Below are 13,519 nucleotides of genomic sequence, written 5' to 3'. Positions count from 1 at the left end.
GGCGCGCAGGGTCCTCCCTGCCTGAATCGGACCCGCAGGCGCAAGGGCAGCAGGGGCGAAAGGTACGCTGATTCCCAGATTACGGCCATTTCCAGTACTTTTCAGGGGTTTTATTGCCGGGTGGCACCGAATCCGCTCTTTAGACGCATGACGTAGCCGATGACTTCGGCGACCGCATGGTAGTGCTCGGTCGGGATTTCCTCGTCGATCTCGACGGTGGCGTAGAGCGCGCGGGCGAGCGGCACGTTCTCGACGATCGGGATGTCGTGCTCGCGCGCGATCTCCCGGATCTTGAAAGCGAGGTTGTCGACGCCCTTGGCGACGCAGATCGGCGCCGACATGCCGCGCTCGTAGGACAACGCGATCGAATAGTGGGTCGGGTTGGTGATGATCACCGAGGCCTTGGGAACCGCCGCCATCATGCGCTTCTTGGAGCGCTGCTGGCGCAGTTGCCTGAGCTTGCCCTTGATGTGCGGGTCGCCTTCGGACTGCTTGTACTCTTCCTTGATCTCCTGGAGCGACATCTTCTGCCGCTGGAACCAGCTGCGATACTGGAAGAAATAGTCGCCGATGGCGATGATCGCGAGCGCCGCGACCACCGCGCCGAGCAGATGAATGGTCAGGCTGGTGGAGGCGCCGAGCAGGGCAGCCGGATCGAGCCTGACCATCGCCTCCATGCGATGCCGCTCCGGCCACAGGATCACGGTCATGACCGCGCCGAGCACGATCAGCTTGCCGAGACCCTTGAGGAAGTTCGCCGCCGCTTGCTTGCCGAAGATGCGCTTGAGGCCTTCGGCAGGCGACAGCTTGCTGAACTTGGGCTTGAGGGATTCGGCCGACCAGACCAGTCGGTGCTGCAGCACGTTGCCGGCAATTGCCGCCAGCACCAGCATCAGTAGCGGCACGCCCACCGCCGCCAGCACCGCGACTTCGATCTGCTGCATCAGGGCGAGCAGAGCCCTGCCGTCGGTCTTGATCATCCAGGAATTGGCGAGCAGGTTGCGCATCGGCGCCAACAGCCCGCTGCCGACCGATCCCGAGAAGCTCGAGACGACGAGCGTGGCGCCCGCGATCATGAACCAGGTGTTGATCTCCTGGCTCTTGGCGACGTCACCGCGTTCGAGCGCCTCTTCGAGACGTTTTTGCGTCGGGTCTTCTGTTTGACTCTCTGGATCGTTGTCTTCCGCCATCGATCACCCGGTCACTTGAGTGGCATCATCTGGTGCATGACACCGATGAAGTAGTCGAGAAAGGTGCCCATCATCGCCGTGAGCACGACGGCAAGCACCAGGAAGCCGGCGAAGATCGACAGCGGCACGCCGACGAAATAGACCTGCATCTGCGGCATCAGCCGCGCCAGCACGCCGAGTCCGATGTTGAAGACGAGGCCGAACACCAGGAACGGTCCGGAAAGTTGCAAGCCCAGGCGGAACGCGGCGGCAAAGGCGCGCGTCGCCAGTGCGGCGACATCGCCGCTCGACACGGTCTCGCCCGGCGCGAAGATCGTGTAGCTGTCGTTCAGCGCCGCGATCACCAGATGATGGCTGTCGGTGGCGAACAGCAATGTCACCCCCAGTATCGTCAGGAAGTTGCCGACCAGCACGCCCTGCTGTCCCTGAGTCGGATCGACCGAAGTGACGAAGCCGAGCCCCATCTGCTGCGCGATCACGGCACCGGCAACCTGCAGCGCCGACAACGTCACCCGCGCGGTCGCTCCCAGCACGATGCCGATCACGATCTCATGCAGCATCAGGACCAGCAGCGGCGCGATCGAGCCCATGTCGACCTGATAGGCATTGCGATGCAGCGGCAGGATGATCAGCGTGAGCAGCAGCGCGATCGACAATTTGATCCGTGTCGGGATATTGGTCTCGCCCAGGCCCGGCAACAGCATCACCATCGCGCCGACCCGGGCAAAGGCGAGCATGAAGGAGGCGGCAAGCGCCGGCAGCAGCGAGACGTCGATGCGCATGATAGGCGCATAGTGCCTCAGCCGCCGATGATTCGCGACGATATCCGCAGCATGTGGGAATGCAGTGCGTCTGCCATGAATGGCAAGGCCAACAGCATTGTGGCAAAGATGGCCAGGATTTTCGGCACGTAGATCAGCGTCTGCTCCTGGATCTGCGTCAGCGCTTGGAACAGCGACACGACGACGCCGACCACGAGGCCGACCACCATCAGGGGCGACGACACGATCACGATCGTCCAGATCGCATCACGCGCGACGTCGAGGGTTTCCGGTCCGGTCATTTCGCAGTTCCTTTATTCAACTCTCATCCCCACCTCTTGATGAGGACACACGAACCAGAAAAATCAGATCGGCATCTTCATGATGTCTTCATAGGCCGCGATCACGCGGTCGCGGACAGAGACCAGCGTGGACACGGCGACGTCGGTATCTGCGACCGCCGTCACCACGTCCATCACGTTGGCCTTCCCGGCGGCCATCGCCACCGTCTGTGCGTCCGATTTACGGCCGGACTCCAGGACGCTGCCGACAGTATCTTTCAGAAGAGAGGCGAAGGACTGCCCGCTCGGCTCGCTGCCCTTGCCGGCACCGCTGTTCTCCAGCACGCGAGCGAGGTTTGCATAGGCGTTGGCGGCAATTGTCGGTGTTGCCATGGTTCAAATGTCCTGTTCAGCTCTTGAGGATGTCGAGGGTGCGCTGGATCATCCGGCGCGTCGCGCTGATGATGTTGAGGTTGGCCTCGTACGACCGCTGCGCGTCGCGCATGTCGGTCATCTCGACCACCGAGTTCACGTTGGGATATTTGACGTTACCGGTCGCATCCGCCGCCGGATTGTTCGGCTCGTATTTGGTGCGGAAATTGGACTGGTCGGGCTTGATCCTGCCGAGGGTGACGACCTGCGCGTCGAGTGTACGGTCGAGCGCGGAGGAGAAGGTCGGCACTTTGCGCCGGTAAGGATCGCCGCCGGCGGTCTGCGAGGTCGAATCCGCATTCGCGATATTCTCCGAGATCACCCGCATGCGCCCGGCCTGCGCCCGCAGACCGGAGGTCGCGATCGCCATCGAACGGGCAAAGTCGCTGCTGTCATTCGCCATGGTCTATCTCCAGCCCTAGCCCTTGCCGATCGCGGTCTTGAGCAGGTGCAGGCTCTTCGAATAGAGCGAGGTCGCCGCCGCATAATCCATCTGGTTGCTGGCGGCCTTCATCATCTCCTCTTCGAGATTGACGGCGTTGCCGGCGGGGCGTGTCTCAAAACCCGCATTCTTGTTCTGGTCGAATCCGGAGGCCGCGCCCGACGGCGCCATATGGGAACCGCTGGTGCGGGTGAGCGCCAAGGGACCCATCGAACCCGTGACGGCGCCGCTCTTGTCCAGCTTCGGCTCGACCAGGTCGCGCGGACGGAATTTGGGCGTGTCGGAATTGGAGACGTTCTCGGACAGGACGCGCTGGCGCTCCTGGTGCCATTGCATCTTGGTGCGAAGCGCCGATAGCACCGGAAGATCGTTGATGGACATCGTTGCGGCTCCTTCCGCCTCGCAGGACCCATGGTCCGAAGCTAGGCAGAATTTGCCGCCTGTATGGTTAACAGCCGGTTAAGGAGGTCGCAGGCAGCTGTCCCCCGGCGGGACACCACTGCGCGTGCCCCGTGATTCTACGCCTCCAAAAGCGGCATTAACCCAACCGCTTGGCGGCGCATTCACAGGTCAAGAAGTCGTTTTGGATCGAGCGATTCATGGGTTATTAAGAGTTGGGGACGGCAAAACTTGCCGTGGGACGTTAAGAAATCGCAGTTTGGGGCAACGTAAGCCGGTGGTTGGCGCATCTGACCACTGGCCCGAGACAAGCGCCATTTGTCGGGGACAAGTATGCAAGGCAGCCCTATCACCTTCATCGTCGCGTTCATCGTCGTTCTGGCGTTGATCGGCGTCGCTGCATGGCTGGTTCGCCGATTCGCCACCAGCCGGCTTGGCGCAAACACCCAGCGCGGCCGGATGCCCCGGCTCGCCGTGATCGATGCCGCCGCGGTCGACGGCCGCCGCCGTCTGGTGCTGGTCCGGCGTGACAATGTCGAGCATCTTCTGATGATCGGTGGCCCCACCGACATCGTCGTCGAACCCAACATCGTGCGCGCAGCACCCGGCCGCGACCAGCTCCCGCAGCGTTCCAATGCCGCCGAGCCGCCGCGTCTTGCGCCGATGCATGATACCAGCAGCTGGGCCGACGAAGCACCGCGGCCCGAGCTGCTCGATCATCCCGAGCCGCAAATGCCCGAGCCGCCACCGCGGCCCGCGCGTCCCTCCTTCGCCGACGAAGTGCGCCGGCCCGCTCCCGGGCTGGCCGAACGCCGCAACGAGCCGCCACTGGCCGGCTTCACCTCCGAGCCGCTCGCGCCGCGCCCCGAGCGCGAGCCGCGTCCCGAACCTATTCCGCCGCGCGTTGCGCGCAACGAACCCCCTCTGATGCCGCGCCCGCCCCGCCAGAGCGAGCCGGTAAAGGCGCCTCCGGTGCGCTCCGAGCGCGTAGCCGCGCCTCCTCCGCCTGTGCCGCAGGCTCCGCCCGTTCCGCCGCCGGCGTCCGCTCCTGGGGGGCCATCGAGCGCCGAGCAGAATCTCGCCGAGATGGCGCAGCGGCTCGAAGCTGCGCTGCGCCGCCCCGCCGGCGAGACGCTTGCCCCACCGGTCGCCCCGGAGCCCCCGGCCGCTCCTCCGCGTGTGGCCCGCAGCGAGCCGCCGGCGCCACCGGCACCTGCCGCAAAGCCGGCTCCGGAAAAGACCAGCTTTGAAAATCTCGAAGACGAGATGGCCTCGTTGCTCGGCCGTCCGAAGCCGTCTTCGTGAGGCTGCCGGCCCTCCCGCGTAGAGTTTTTCTTCTTTCTGTCCTGATCGGCGCGGCTTCGCTCGCGATGCCGGCACATGCGCAGGACATCAGCATCAATCTCGGCGGCGGAGGCGCCGGCGGTGGCGGCGTCACCGAGCGCGCGATCCAGCTGATCGCGCTGCTCACGGTGCTGTCGATCGCACCGTCGATCCTGATCATGATGACGTCGTTCACGCGCATCGTGGTCGTGCTGTCGCTGCTGCGCACCGCGATGGGCACAGCGACCGCCCCGCCGAACTCGGTGATCATCGCCCTGGCGATGTTCCTCACCTTCTTCGTGATGGGACCCGTCCTGCAAAAATCCTACGACGAAGGCATCCGTCCGCTCGTCGCAAATCAGCTCGGCGTCGAGGACGCGCTTCAGCGCGCCTCCGTCCCCCTGCGCGGCTTCATGCAGAAGAACGTGCGCGAGAAGGACCTCAAGCTGTTCCTGGACCTCTCCGGCGAGCCGCCGCCGGCAACCCCCGACGAGCTCGGCTTACGCATCCTCGTCCCCGCCTTCATGATCTCGGAGCTGAAGCGTGCCTTCGAGATCGGCTTTCTGCTGTTCCTCCCCTTCCTGATCATCGACCTCGTCGTCGCGTCCGTGCTGATGTCGATGGGGATGATGATGCTGCCGCCGGCAACGATCTCGCTGCCGTTCAAGTTGATCTTCTTCGTGCTGGTCGACGGCTGGTCGCTGGTGGCAGGCAGTCTGGTGCAGAGTTACGGGGGGTAGCGGTCCTGGGCAGCGGTCAGCGACCCTATCCTCTCTAGCCCGATGCTTGTAGGCGTGCACTTGAGCTTACCAGCGTAAGGCGGAAGCCTGCCATCGTCAGCGCGTTCGGCGGCTCGTGACATATCGGAATATGCTCAGGTTGCGCATTCATTGGGTCATTGATATGATGGTCATCATCCCTAGATCCGAAGCGGCTTATGACCAGCAACGTCGAAAACCATCTGCTCGCTCGGGTCGTGCCGCTTGGTCTTCAGGTCGCCGTTCTTGCTGCGTTGTCTGCGAGTGGCACGTTGGCCACCAACATTCTGTTGCCTTCGCTACCGAGTATCGCCGTCGCGGTAGGCGTCACCAGCGCTCAGGTAACGTCAACTATCACCATATTCCTCGCCATGTTCGCGGTCGGACAACTCGTTGTCGGTCCGTTGTCGGATCGTTTCGGCCGGCGCATACCCGTGATGATCGGGTTTGCTGTATTTTTCGCAGGTAGCATATGGTGCGCGTTAGCCAATGATTTGGCGGCACTATTGATTGGTCGCGTTGTGCAGGCCGGTGGCGCATGTGCCACGTCTGTCCTTTCGCGAGCTATCGCAAGAGATCTTTTCCAGGGCGAAAAGCTAGCGCGCGTGCTCACCTTTGTTATGGTTGCGATGGCAGCGGCGCCCGGATTCTCGCCCCTGGTCGGTGGCGCGCTGGATCATTTTTTTGGCTGGCGTTCAGCCTTTGTGTTCGTCGGAATCTTCGCCGTCGTCGCCGCTTCAGCATTTCTTGCGGCTTTCGGAGAAACGCACCACGCGCCACGGGCCGAGTTCGATTTCTCGACGATCTCCAAGAATTACTGGTCGCTATTGACTGACCGCCGTTTCCTGGTTCCTGCCGCAACTGTTAGCCTCATCTTAGGTGCGCTGTTTGCAATGTTTTCGGCGTTGCCGCGTGTCTTGATAGAAGGCCTCGACTTCACACCCATGCAACTCGGCCTGTTCTTCGCAGGCACTGTCATGATCGTCTTTAGTGCTGGCATTATCGCTACCAGAATTGTTCCGCACCTTGGTCTCGACCGATCGATTTGCATCGGTCTCGCGCTGGCCTGTGTCGGCGGCGGCATGGTGTTGCTATTCGCGCTTTTCGACGGGCGCTTTTTGCCATTTCTTGTCGGCGCATGTGTATTCCTGCTGGGCATGGGCATGGTCAATCCGCTCTGCAGCGCGCAAGCTCTTTCGCCATTCGGCGATCGCGCCGGTGCTGCCTCGGCCCTGTTAGGTTTCTGGCAGATGTTGGCCGCGGCGCTAGGCGTATCGCTTGCGGCGGTGATCGCAAGCAACCCCATGATCGGGCTTGGTCTTGTGCTAGTGCTTGCCTCGAGCTTGGCCTCGGCAATTTATCAGGTGCGGGGAAAGCTCAATTAGGCCCGTTAACGTCGCTTGCTGGCCTTAGCTGCTTCCCTGTTTCCACGCCCTACGATCGGTTCACGGGGCATATGTTTCTCACAAGGGACCTGGAGCCCTCAGCCGACTAGCAAAGGCAAACGGGCGATGTCCGGTCTCAAAGACTGAATGGACAAGGCCTACGTCCTCGCGGACTGATCGGGTTGATGAGTACGCGGGCGATAGTCTTCGGCCCTGCCCGTCACTTGAGAGCTGGCTCACGGGTCCCTGTCGCGAGGCCAAGAAGGAGCGGCGATCCTATCGCGGCATCTTGATCTGGCGCACGACGGGGATCGTGGGCAGCGAGCCGGTGTGGTCGGACTCGTCCTTGGCCTGTGGAGAGGCCGGCGCGCGGGCGGTGGCGTCGGGAAAGCGCTGCTTCATCTCGCGCAGGAAGCCGTCGAGCGTGTCGACGCTGGCAGCCAGCTTGGCGATATCGGCAAATTCGGCGCTGGAAGCGCCGGTCGGTTTGCTCGCGATGTCGAAGGCGAGCCGATCGGCGCTCTCGCTCATCAGCGGCGCATATTTCTCGCGGAAGCGCGACATGCCGATCGAGTCGTCGGCGAGCGCATAACCGACGGCGGCGCGGATGATGTCGCTTTTCTCCACCGCGTTGAGCGGCTTGAAGTCACGGAAGCGCTCGCCGTAATAGAGCTCGATCTGCTCGGCGGATTCACGCCAGCGCCGCGCCGCCCAGAAGATATCCGAGCGTAGGCGCAGCACCTCGCGGCCTGTAACGTTGGAGACGATATCGAGCGCAAGATCGTGGCGGCCGACGTCGCTCTGTGCACGCGCCTCCAGCAGCAGGCGTTGCTGCCTGAGCTCGCCTGAGAGGTCGCTGATCCGGCTCGCGCGCAACGCCGTGATCGCCATGTCGGGTCTGCGATTGGCGAGATAGATCATGGAGAGGCGCGCGGCGACTTGCGCACGCGCCGCGCCTTCGAGGCGATGGTCGACCTGGTATTGCAGGAGCTCGGCGGCCTGGTCGAGCAGATCGATCGAGGCGAGACGGTCGGCGAGGCGTCGGATCAGTTCGTCGCCGCGGCGGCCGATCGGCGTCAGCTCACGGAACTCGTAGAACATCCCGAGCGATTCGATCGGCGGCAGCTCGTCGCCCTTGGGTCCCAGGAAGAGCTGCGTAAACAGGTCGGAGGCGAGGTCTTGCGCCTGGCGCGAGGCTTCCGCGTTCGGCTGCAGCTTTGTCGCGGTGCGCGCCGCGGTGAGCGCGTCCCGGTAGCGTCCGTTCTCTGCAAACATCTGCGACAGCATCTGCAGCGTCTTGACCTCAATCGAGTCGCCGCGCCAGGTCATCGAGAGCGTTTCGAGCTCGCGCAACGCGTCTTCCTTGCTGATCTCGTCGCGCTTCTGCCGCAGCGCGACCTCGAGCTGCTTGGCCTCGGCCGCAGCCGGCCGGTCGGACGAGCCGACCGCGAACTTGTAGTCGTCGAGCGCGTCCCTGTCGTGGCCGAGCGCCTCGGCAAGCCGGCCGCGCAGCACGGCAAAGCCGGGCGCGGCCTCGGGCGAGACGCCGACCACCTCGAGCTCGCTGCGGCGCTTGGAGGCGCCCGCATAGTCCTTCACCTCGAGCGAAGCCCGCATCGCCTCCATCGTCACGATGCGCTGGATGTCGAGCGGTAGCGAGGCGATGGCGAATTCGACGTTCTTGAACTTCTCGCGCGCGTCCGCCCATTTGCCTTGGCGCGCATAGGCGAGCGCTTTCCAGAGCTGGGAATCGTGGCTGTTGCCGATCACGGGGTTGGCGAGGTCCTTCAGGCCCTGCGCCGGCCGACCGATCAGGATGCTCGCGATCGCATGCATGATCAGCGCACCGCTCTCCTCCTTGTTGAGAGGATCGGCGAGCATCAATTCGGTGACGGCCTTCGCCTCGTGATACATCGCGCGCGACATGTAGAATTGCGCGAGGTCGAGCCGCGGCAGCGAACGCATCGCCGGTTCGAGGTTGGCGATCGCCGTGATCAGCTCGTTCTGGCGCGCTATGAAATTTTCCGACTGGCCCTTGCGCCAACCTTCGGGGCTGAAGACCGGCCGCACTGCGGTCGGCGCGCGCTCGGCCGAGATGTCGACCGGCGACAGCGTTAGCCCGCCCTTTTTGCCGAGGATGACCTTGTCGGCCCCGACCTCGACGCCGACCTCGTCGGAATTCGGCCGGATCGCGATGCCATGCGCGGATTCCAGCAGCGCGAGATCGACGAGGTCCTGCCGCTTGATGAAGCCGCGCACCGGCCGCTGCGCGGTGATGACATAGAGCGTGTCGCCGGCATCGGGATCGGTGAGCTTGTGCAGGAGCCCCGGATTGGCGAAGGGGATCGCGATGTTGGCGAGCGCCGGGTCGGTGATGTTGCGCGAGATCATCAGCGGCAGCGGCGTCGCCTGGATCTTGTCGGCGAGGGTCAAGAGCCAGTTGGTCTGCTTGCCGACCTCCTCGCTCGACAGCGAATAGACCAGCGGCCGGGTGAGACGGATGCGCACCGCCTGTCCCTTCTCGAGCGGGACGCGGCCGACCTCGCCGATCATCGCGCCGCCCTTGGTGCGGATCGCCTCGACGTCGATCGGCTTTGCCGTATCGAACACCAGCCAAACGGTGTCGCCGCGGCGGAACGCCGCCGCAGGGGTTGCGACCTGAAGCGGGAAAGTTACCCGCAGGCCGTCGCTGTCGCGGCGGACATCGACGCTGGCACCAGTCGGCTGCGGCGCAGCGAGCGCCTCTGCTGGCGCGGCCTTGACGGGCTCCTTGACCGGCTCTTTGGCAGCATCCTTCACGACCTCTTGAGGCGCTTCGGCCATGACCGGCTTGGCGGGCGCGACCGCAGCGTCTGCAACTGGCGCGACAGACTTCGAAACTTCCTTGGGCGCTTCCTTGGGGGCTTGCGCAGCGGGCGCGGCTTCGGATGCAGGAGCCGGCACCGATTTCGGCGCTTCAGCGGGCGGCATGGCGGCGGGCGCTTCCGGCTTCACCTCGGGCTTGGCATCGATCCTGGCTTCGCGCGCGATCGTCTCGGACGTCGGCGGCGCGATCTCGCGATGCGCGTCCTTGGGCTTCTCGGCCGCCGGCTTTTCAGGCGCAGGCGCCGGTCCATGAGCGGCGGGCTTGGCCTGCGCGATCGCAGCTTCCGCCGACGTGGCCATCTTGCCCTTGTCCGGCTGGAAGGAGATGTCGACGACGTAGTTCTTCTCGTCGCGGAACGAATGCACGTCGGAATCGCCGATCAGCGCGATCTCGACACTGGTCTGGTCGATGTCGGCCTTCTGCTTGATCGAGGCGACGTTCGGCGGCGCTGCGACGACCGCGTCCGCCAGATCGAAATTCAGGTTGGCGTTGAAGGCGAGCGTGAGCTTCTGTTCATTGAGCACGGAGGATACGCCGACGCCATCCGGCATCTCGAACACGAAGCGGACGAAGGTCGGCTGCACCGACGCGCGCACGCGGATCTGCGGCCGTTTCTTACTCTCCGCCGCGGCGCGCTGGGCGCGCAGCGCGCGTTCGGCGACGCGCGCGCGCTCGGCGAGTTCCTTGACCACGTCCATCGGCAAGCTCGGCGGCGGCCCCTTCCAACCCTCCGGCAAGAGGTCGATGAAGGTACGTTCGCCGGCATTCATGGTGTTGACGGTGACGCGCCGCGCCAGCGACAGGCGGATGGCGCCGCCATCGGGATCGCGGCGGGCGGAGTTGACGTAGTCGGGCGCGCCTTCCGGGACGCGATCGACGGGAACGTCGACCGCCCGGTCGAAACGGATGACGAGAATGGAGCCGGCCGTCGTAACCTCGGAGGGGACGTCCTCCCCGAGCTTGATCACGAGACGGGCAAAGCCGCCGCTGGCCGAGAAAGTCGCCTCGCCCCTGATCGCGTCGGCCGCCCGGACAGGCGCCGTGAAGCCGATCAGCAGGCTGGCTGCCAGCAGCGGCGCCGCGCGGACATGACGCGACAGCCTCCGCGCCAGGGCGCGGGCTCGCGACACAAATCCAGCGGCAGCGTCTCGCGCCATTGGCGGCATTACTTCCGGTTCGACGGTCCACGCCGGCATTGCTGCCGGCCCCTGCCCCAGACTGTAGATTTTGGCAATTAAGGACTTCTTAAGTATGAGCCCTCAATTCGGCTTTTGCGTCGGCTTGCCGTCGATCTTGGGCAGCTCGCCGGCCGAGGCGGACTGATCGCCGCCGCCACTGGCCCTGCGGGCCATCTCGACCGTCAGCCGCTCGGCGGCCTCCGGGGACATCAATCCCATGATGTCCGACATTTTTCGCGGCGCGATCTGCGAGGCGATCTCAATCAGCACGCCCATCTCGAGCCGGTCAAAGACCCGCGCGGCGTCCTTGGGCTTCATGCCCTCATACATGGTGACGAGGCCCTTCATGCGCTGGGCTTCGGCGGCCTTCTGCTCGGCCTGCGTCGCGGAGATACGGGTTTCTACCGCCTTCATCTCCTCGACCTTGTTTTCGATGCGCTTCTCGGCGGATTTCAACAGGCTCTCGCGGATGTCGATCTCGCGCTGGCGGGCCTCGATCTCCTGGCGACGCGACTGCAGGCGTTCCAGGATCGCGCGCTCCGAGGCGGAGATCTGCGGCTGGGCTTCCTCCTTGACCGCGGCGCCTTCGGACTTGGTGTCGGGTGCGGCCGGCTTCGGCGCCTCCTTCGGCGCGCCATGGGTCGAGCCCGTGATATCGGGATCCTCGCGGCTGGCCGGGAAGTTCAGATTCTCCTGCGCCCACGACTTCTTGGTCTGGCTCGGCTTATAGTCGAAGACATAGCCGCCGTTGATCACAAGACCCGTGACCTTCAGCGTGGCCAAGCCAGCGACGGCAACCAGCACGATCGGAATGACGCGGATGTTGCGAAAAGACTTCATACCCTGACTTTATGCCGCAAGACCGTTGGATCGTCGGCGCTCGGAGAAGGCTTCGGCCGCAGCCGCCACCGCCTTCGCCGATGAAGGCTTGGCTGCGGGCGCGGCGACCGTTTCCGGGTTCGTCACGGGGCGCGCGGCGATCGCGATCTTGGACAGGCGCCGCACCACGTTGTCGGCTTCGCCGAGCTGCTTGTAGAGCTGCTCGGACATCTGGGTCGCCGCCGCAAGCTGGCTGCCGAGGTTCTCGTTGACGTCGCGCACGGCGAGCTTCAGCCCGCCGATCGCGCGCTCGGCGATCTCGGTTGCGGTGATCAGCTCGCCGATGACCGCCTTCAGCGAATGCTCGTCCGCCTTCAGCCGCGTCAGTCGCTTGTTGAGCGTGACGCAGTAGACGATGGTCAGCATCAGCAGGATAGCCACCAGCGTCTCGATCGCCATTCCCAGGGAGTGGTTCATGGGGCCTCCATCATCTTGTTCTGCTCGTCGACCTTTTCGAACATCGCAAGTGTCGTACTTGGCTTGCGCAAGGGTTTCGTCACCCGTATCGCGACGCGGTCGCCGACCCGGCCCATGCGTCCTTCGGTGATGGTGACGTCGCCGCAGCGAACGGTGACGCTGGCATCCGCGCGCATGTCCAGCGGCAGCGTGTCCCCGACCTTCAGCCGCATCAGTTGCTTGAGCGGAATGTCGGCTTCGTAGAGCACGGCGTCGACGGAGATCTCGGCCTGGACGATCTCGGTTGCGAAGTGGCCTTCCCAGATCTGGTCGCGGCCGAACTTTTCGCCCATGAACATCTGGAGCAGGACGCCCCGGATCGGCTCGATGGTCGCGTATGGCAGCAACAGCTCGATGTTGCCGCCGCGATCTTCCATGTCGATGCGCAGCCGCACCAGGATCGCTGCGTTGGCAGGACGGCTGATCGCGGCGAAGCGCGGGTTGGTCTCGAGCCGGTCGATGGTGAAGGTCACCGGCGACAGCGGCCGGAACGCCTGTTCGGCATCGGCCATGACGACTTCGACCAGCCGCTTGACCAACTCTGTCTCGATCGTGGTGTAGGGCCGGCCCTCGATGCGCAGCTGGCTCGAGCCGCGGCGGCCGCCGAGCAGCACGTCGATCATCGAGTAGATCAGGCTGGAATCGACCACGGCCATGCCGAAATTGTCCCACTCTTCGGCCTTGAAGACGGTGAGGACGGCGGGCAGCGGGATCGAGTTCATGTAGTCGCCGAAGCGCACCGAGGTGATGCGGTCGAGCGAGACTTCGACGTTGTCGGAGGTGAAATTGCGTAAGGACGTCGTCAGCAATCGCACCAGGCGGTCGAAGACGATTTCGAGCATCGGCAGACGCTCGTAGGAGACCATTGCCGAATCGATGATGGCGCGAATGCCGGAATGATCGTCGAGCGTGACGTCGCCGACCGCGAAGCCGAGGAGGTTGTCGATCTCCTCCTGCGACAGCACGCGTTCGCCGGAATTCTTGCCGGCGCCGAGATCGCGGCTGCCATCCTCGACCATGGCCGCCCATTGCAGGGCCATGGTCTCGGATAGTTCGTTTTCGGCAGCAGCCTTCGCGGCCTCAGCGGGATCCTCGGAATCGAGCGAGGCCTCCCATTGGGCGGCAATTGCATCCTGGTCTGGTTGGTCGGTGCCTGCCATGATCCCTAG

13 protein-coding genes are annotated in these 13,519 nt (G+C 64.3%); 3 read left to right on the top strand and 10 right to left on the bottom strand.

Features of this window, described 5'->3' with window-relative positions:
* Positions 1-110 precede the first annotated feature (110 nt).
* The 6 genes from flhB to flgB all read right to left on the bottom strand — a co-directional run bounded on the left by flhB (position 111) and on the right by flgB (position 3,487).
* Complete coding sequence (gene flhB / locus AC0L3B_RS13170; RefSeq protein ID WP_085349408.1) at positions 111-1,190, bottom strand: flagellar biosynthesis protein FlhB; 1,080 nt, start codon at positions 1,188-1,190, stop codon at positions 111-113.
* A gap of 11 nt (positions 1,191-1,201) precedes the next feature.
* A complete protein-coding gene (fliR, locus tag AC0L3B_RS13165; protein WP_007612283.1) occupies positions 1,202-1,972 on the bottom strand; it encodes a flagellar biosynthetic protein FliR in 771 nt (256 codons plus the stop codon).
* 17 nt (positions 1,973-1,989) lie between these two features.
* Positions 1,990-2,253 (bottom strand): flagellar biosynthesis protein FliQ, encoded by a 264-nt coding sequence (gene fliQ, locus AC0L3B_RS13160; protein ID WP_007612284.1) that lies wholly within the window; start codon positions 2,251-2,253, stop codon positions 1,990-1,992.
* A 63-nt stretch (positions 2,254-2,316) separates the two neighbouring features.
* Positions 2,317-2,625: a flagellar hook-basal body complex protein FliE gene (fliE, locus tag AC0L3B_RS13155; RefSeq protein ID WP_007612285.1), complete on the bottom strand. Its 309-nt coding sequence runs from the start codon at positions 2,623-2,625 to the stop codon at positions 2,317-2,319.
* Positions 2,626-2,641: 16 nt separating this feature from the next.
* Complete coding sequence (flgC, locus tag AC0L3B_RS13150) at positions 2,642-3,067, bottom strand: flagellar basal body rod protein FlgC (protein ID WP_007602149.1); 426 nt, start codon at positions 3,065-3,067, stop codon at positions 2,642-2,644.
* Between the two features lie 15 nt (positions 3,068-3,082).
* On the bottom strand, positions 3,083-3,487 hold the full coding sequence (gene flgB, locus AC0L3B_RS13145; protein ID WP_204511683.1) for a flagellar basal body rod protein FlgB: 405 nt from the start codon (positions 3,485-3,487) through the stop codon (positions 3,083-3,085).
* A gap of 351 nt (positions 3,488-3,838) precedes the next feature.
* On the opposite strand from flgB, the gene AC0L3B_RS13140 reads away from it, so the two are divergent.
* The 3 genes from AC0L3B_RS13140 to AC0L3B_RS13130 all read left to right on the top strand — a co-directional run bounded on the left by AC0L3B_RS13140 (position 3,839) and on the right by AC0L3B_RS13130 (position 6,971).
* Positions 3,839-4,810, top strand: coding sequence for a flagellar biosynthetic protein FliO (locus AC0L3B_RS13140; RefSeq protein WP_085358955.1), 972 nt, complete (start codon positions 3,839-3,841; stop codon positions 4,808-4,810).
* Positions 4,807-5,568, top strand: a complete 762-nt coding sequence (fliP, locus tag AC0L3B_RS13135) for a flagellar type III secretion system pore protein FliP (protein WP_035994574.1) — start codon at positions 4,807-4,809, stop codon at positions 5,566-5,568. Before AC0L3B_RS13140 ends, fliP begins: the two co-directional genes overlap by 4 nt.
* Before the next feature lie 197 nt (positions 5,569-5,765).
* Positions 5,766-6,971 (top strand): multidrug effflux MFS transporter, encoded by a 1,206-nt coding sequence (locus AC0L3B_RS13130; RefSeq protein ID WP_473380499.1) that lies wholly within the window; start codon positions 5,766-5,768, stop codon positions 6,969-6,971.
* Between the two features lie 276 nt (positions 6,972-7,247).
* On the opposite strand, the gene AC0L3B_RS13125 is transcribed toward AC0L3B_RS13130, so the two are convergent.
* The 4 genes from AC0L3B_RS13125 to fliM all read right to left on the bottom strand — a co-directional run bounded on the left by AC0L3B_RS13125 (position 7,248) and on the right by fliM (position 13,510).
* Positions 7,248-10,994 carry a tetratricopeptide repeat protein gene (locus AC0L3B_RS13125; RefSeq protein WP_473380498.1) on the bottom strand — a complete coding sequence of 1,249 codons (3,747 nt, stop codon included), beginning with the start codon at positions 10,992-10,994 and terminating at the stop codon, positions 7,248-7,250.
* A gap of 102 nt (positions 10,995-11,096) precedes the next feature.
* Complete coding sequence (locus AC0L3B_RS13120; RefSeq protein ID WP_473332410.1) at positions 11,097-11,855, bottom strand: MotE family protein; 759 nt, start codon at positions 11,853-11,855, stop codon at positions 11,097-11,099.
* A 9-nt stretch (positions 11,856-11,864) separates the two neighbouring features.
* On the bottom strand, positions 11,865-12,311 hold the full coding sequence (locus AC0L3B_RS13115; RefSeq protein WP_026233172.1) for a DUF6468 domain-containing protein: 447 nt from the start codon (positions 12,309-12,311) through the stop codon (positions 11,865-11,867).
* On the bottom strand, positions 12,308-13,510 hold the full coding sequence (gene fliM / locus AC0L3B_RS13110) for a flagellar motor switch protein FliM (protein WP_018456420.1): 1,203 nt from the start codon (positions 13,508-13,510) through the stop codon (positions 12,308-12,310). Before fliM ends, AC0L3B_RS13115 begins: the two co-directional genes overlap by 4 nt.
* Between the last annotated feature and the right edge of the window lie 9 nt (positions 13,511-13,519).

It is taken from the genome of Bradyrhizobium sp. Kon56 (assembly GCF_055807635.1).
This window is presented reverse-complemented; position numbering and strand designations above follow the sequence as displayed.

Bases quoted from the DNA above. Each gene is read 5' to 3' on its own strand.
- fliR (WP_007612283.1), bottom strand. From the start codon at position 1,972: ATGCGCATCGACGTCTCGCTGCTGCCGGCGCTTGCCGCCTCCTTCATG.
- fliE (WP_007612285.1), bottom strand. From the start codon at position 2,625: ATGGCAACACCGACAATTGCCGCCAACGCCTATGCAAACCTCGCTCGC.
- flgB (WP_204511683.1), bottom strand. From the start codon at position 3,487: ATGTCCATCAACGATCTTCCGGTGCTATCGGCGCTTCGCACCAAGATG.
- AC0L3B_RS13130 (WP_473380499.1), top strand. From the start codon at position 5,766: ATGACCAGCAACGTCGAAAACCATCTGCTCGCTCGGGTCGTGCCGCTT.
- flgC (WP_007602149.1), bottom strand. From the start codon at position 3,067: ATGGCGAATGACAGCAGCGACTTTGCCCGTTCGATGGCGATCGCGACC.
- flhB (WP_085349408.1), bottom strand. From the start codon at position 1,190: ATGGCGGAAGACAACGATCCAGAGAGTCAAACAGAAGACCCGACGCAA.
- AC0L3B_RS13140 (WP_085358955.1), top strand. From the start codon at position 3,839: ATGCAAGGCAGCCCTATCACCTTCATCGTCGCGTTCATCGTCGTTCTG.
- AC0L3B_RS13125 (WP_473380498.1), bottom strand. From the start codon at position 10,994: ATGGCGCGAGACGCTGCCGCTGGATTTGTGTCGCGAGCCCGCGCCCTG.
- AC0L3B_RS13120 (WP_473332410.1), bottom strand. From the start codon at position 11,855: ATGAAGTCTTTTCGCAACATCCGCGTCATTCCGATCGTGCTGGTTGCC.
- AC0L3B_RS13115 (WP_026233172.1), bottom strand. From the start codon at position 12,311: ATGAACCACTCCCTGGGAATGGCGATCGAGACGCTGGTGGCTATCCTG.
- fliQ (WP_007612284.1), bottom strand. From the start codon at position 2,253: ATGACCGGACCGGAAACCCTCGACGTCGCGCGTGATGCGATCTGGACG.
- fliM (WP_018456420.1), bottom strand. From the start codon at position 13,510: ATGGCAGGCACCGACCAACCAGACCAGGATGCAATTGCCGCCCAATGG.